This window comes from Amycolatopsis balhimycina FH 1894 (assembly GCF_000384295.1).
Taxonomy (GTDB): Bacteria; Actinomycetota; Actinomycetes; order Mycobacteriales; family Pseudonocardiaceae; genus Amycolatopsis; species Amycolatopsis balhimycina.
Window position 1 is genome coordinate 1 of record NZ_KB913037.1, and the last position, 3,062, is coordinate 3,062.

A 3,062-nucleotide genomic window follows, 5' to 3' on the forward strand; every position below is an offset into this window, starting at 1 on the left:
GCGATCCTTCGCCAGCCGCACCACATCCCCGTGCGTGGCCACAACACCCTTCGGCACCCCCGTCGACCCCGACGTATACATCACGTAGGCCGCACCCGATTCCGGGACGACCGGGAGCAAGCCCACGTCGGCCCCGGCGTCCGCCCGCACCTCCACGAGGCCGAAGTCCTGGCCTGCCGTAGCCTCGCTCACCACGAGCAGACAGGCACCCGCGTCCTTCAGCACCGCATGGGTCCGTGCCGCCGGCCAGGTGGAGTCCAGCGGGAGGAACACCCCGCCGGCCTTCACCACGGCGAGCGCGGCCACGACCAGATCGGCCGATCGCTCCATGAGCACGGCGAACACCGGCTCCGGCCCGATTCCGCCACCCACGAGCACCCGCGCCAGACGATCCGAACGCGCGTCCAGCTCGCGGAAGGTGAGTTCACCGTCGGCACTCACCACGGCGATCGCGTCCGGCTCGGCCGCGACGCGCGCCGCGAACGCCTGGGGCACGGACATGCCCGGCGCGGTCGCCGCGGTGTCGTTCCATTCCGTCAGGATCCGTTCCCGCCCGGCCGCACCGAGTACGTCCACAGTGGACAGCGCGGTTCCGGGGTCCTGCTCCAACGCCACCGCCAGGCCTTCGACGCACGTCAGCAGGAGCTCGCCCGCCCAGGACGGGTCGACCGGGGCGGCGGCCTCCACCTCCAGCTCGAAACCGGTCCCGTCGTCGTCCACGGACACGACCATCGGGTAGTTCGAGTAGTCCCGCACCAGCACCGGGGTCACACCGTCGAGGCCGGTCCCGGGATGCCGGTCGGTGGGCAGATTGTGCCGGTAGTTGAACAGCGAGGTGAACAGCGGGCTCGTCCCGGGCACCCCGCCGGCCCGTTGCGCCGTGGCGAGCGAACCGTGTTCGTGCACCATCAGGTCGGCGAGCTGGCGGCGCATGTCCACGAGGGCCTCGTCCACGTTCCCGCCCGCCAGGCGTACCCGCACCGGAAGCGTGTTGATGAACAGCCCCGGCGTACGGCCGGTTCCCGCACCGGCGTCCGAGCGTCCGAAAAGGACGGTTCCGAACACGACGTCGTCACGACCGGACAGCGTGCCGAGTACGCGCGCCCACGCCAGGTGGAACAGCGTCGCCGGGCTCACCCCGAACCTCCGCGCCAGGCCTCGGAGCCGATCGGTCAGCGCGGCGTCCACCGTCGACCGGACCTGCGCCGAGCCGGTGCCATCACCGTAAACGTCCGTAAGCCCGTAAGGGGCGGTGGTTTCGGTGACGTCGGCGAGCAGCTCGGTGAAGTAGCGTTCGTGGTTCTCCTGTGACACGCCACGCCGGGCTTGCGCGACGAAGTCACGGAACCGCACCGGTGGCGGCAACTCGTCCGCCTCACCGGAAAGGAACGCGCGAAGTTCGTCAAGCACCACGTCGAAGGTGGTGTGATCCTGGATCAGGTGGTGAATGCGCAACAGCACCAGCCAGCCACCGTCCGGGACCGCCAGCACACGAGCCCGCAGCAGCGGCGCCCGCGTCAGGTCGATGGCGGATTCGCCCGCGGACAGGAGCTGGTCGACCGGGTCCGGGCCGTGCGGGTCGAGGACCACTTCCTCGACCGGCAGCGGAGCACGGCGGGTGACCACCTGAACCGGCTCCCGAAGCCCGTCGAACAGTACCGCGGTGCGATAGATGTCGTGTCGATCGATCAACCAGCGCAACGCCACCAGCAGACCGTCCAGCCGCGCCAGGCTGTCCACAGCCAGCACTGTCGGAGTCGCGTATACATCCGTGCCGTCCCGGCCGGTCATCAGGTGGTGGAAGAAGATGCCTTCCTGCAACGGCGCGAGCGGGTAGATGTCCTGGATGTTCGCCACCCCACCCGGCACGGCCGCCACCACCCGCGCGATCTCGACCTCGGTCAGGTCGACCAGCGTCACCATCCCCGGCGTCAATTCGGTGGTGTCGGCCGGGATCAGATTCGGCGGTACCACCACCGGCTCCGGACCGGCCACCGCGGCCAGCTCGGCCGGGGTCGGCGTCAGGAACAACGCCCGCACCGACACCGAAACGCCACGCTGACGCAACCACTCCACCAGTGACACCGCCAGCAGCGAATGCCCACCCAGCGCGAAGAAGTCGTCATCAAGCCCCACGCGCTCCACATCGAGCACCTCGGCGAAGCCCTGGCACACCAGCTCTTCTTCCGTTGTGGCAGGCGCCCGCCCGCCACCGCTGTGACCGGGCTTCGGCAGCGCCGAGCGGTCCAGTTTTCCGTTGCCCGTCAACGGCATCGCCTCCAGCACGACCACCGCCGACGGCACCATGTACGACGGCAACCGACCGGCCGCGAACCCGCGCACCACCTCCGGCAGCCCCTCCACCTCCCCCGCAGGCACCACATAACCCACCAACCGGACATCACCGGGGACGTCCTCCCGCGCAATCACCACGGCCCGCGTCACGCCGGGATGCGCCGCGAGCACCGCCTCGACCTCACCCGGCTCGATCCGGAACCCCCGGACCTGCACCTGGTCATCGACACGCCCGGCGAACACCAACCGCCCATCGGGGTTCCAGCGGGCCCGGTCCCCGGTCCGGTACATCCGCTGCCCCGGCACGAACGGGCACGCCACGAACCGTTCACCCGTCAACCCCGCACGATTCACATACCCCCGAGCCACCTGCGGCCCGGCCACATACAACTCACCCACCACACCCACCGGCACCGGCTGAAGCCACTCATCCAGAACGAACACCGACAGACCAGGAAGACCACGCCCGATCACACTGCCCTGAATATCCGGAGCGAGATCGTGATGAGTGACATGCACCGTCGTCTCGGTAATCCCGTACATGTTCACCAACCGCGGCCCAGCTTCGCCGTACCGCTCCCACCAACCGGTCAGCCGTGCCGGCTCCAACGCCTCACCACCAAAAACCACCGCCCGCACATGCTCCAGCCCACCAACCTCGGACCGGACCGCCATCAGCTGATAAAACGCCGACGGCGTCTGACTCAACACCGTAACCCGCTCCCGCTCCAGCAAACCCCAGAACTCCCGCGGAGAACGGGACACCT

Annotated in this window: 1 protein-coding gene; it reads right to left on the minus strand. The window is 69.2% G+C overall.

The genetic code is table 11. The annotated features are described in order from the left end of the window. Positions 1–3,062: AMP-binding protein (locus tag A3CE_RS0100005; RefSeq protein ID WP_211231796.1), on the minus strand; the 3,062-nt coding region annotated here is incomplete at both ends.